Genomic DNA, 791 nt, shown 5'->3' with positions numbered 1-791 from the left:
CAGCATGGTCAGTAATGGCTTGTCCGGGTTGGCAGGGGCTAAAGGAGGAAACGGAGGCAGTACTTCCGCCGGCAATGGTTCAAGCGGGGACACCGGCAGTGCGAGCGGAAGCCGCGGCGCCGGTGGCGCTGGCGGCGGGGGCGGGACAGCCACAGCCGGCGGCAGCGGCGCCATTGGGACTAATACAACCTTTTGCCTGTATGAGCCGACCAGCAGTTCTCCCGGAACGGCTGGACACGGAGGGGTTGGGGCTGACGAACCATGCAGCGGCGCCGGCGCTGGCGGGGGCGGCGGCTTCTTCGGCGGCGGAGGAGGAGGGCCAGCGGACGGGGACGCAAACGGCTACTACGCCACTGGAGGAGGCGGCGGCGGCGGCTCCAGTTACTCCACGGCGGCCGGGGCCAGTACCTCATTCGGTCTTTCTGCTGTGGGCACCGGCGGGCACAATGGCCAAGTCACGATCACGTATACGAGCCAGGCTCCGGCCATCACCAGCGCGAACAACGCCACCTTCACCGTCGGCACCGCAGGCTCGTTCCCAATCACCGTCACCGGCACCCCCACCCCGACCCTGACCGTGCCGGCAAACGCGCTGCCCATCGGCATCACTCTGGGTACTGACAGCACCGGCAAACCCGCACTCATCGGAACACCTGCCGCGGGATCCGCCCGCACCTACACCTTCAACCTCACCGTCACCAACTCCGTTGGCTCGACCGCTCAATCCTTCACCCTCACCGTCAACCAGAAACCCGCCATCACGAGCGCAGCATCGACAACCTTCACCGTGG

Annotated in this window: 1 protein-coding gene; it reads left to right on the top strand. The window is 66.9% G+C overall.

The features are described from left to right. Nucleotides 1-427: 427 nt before the first annotated feature. Nucleotides 428-791: putative Ig domain-containing protein (locus AA75_RS32990; RefSeq protein WP_033824032.1), on the top strand; the 364-nt coding region annotated here is incomplete at its 3' end.

It is taken from the genome of Kitasatospora sp. MBT63 (genome assembly GCF_000710465.2).
GTDB lineage: Bacteria > Actinomycetota > Actinomycetes > Streptomycetales > Streptomycetaceae > Kitasatospora.
Note: the sequence above shows the minus strand (reverse complement) of the source record. Positions and strands in the feature narration are given on the sequence as shown.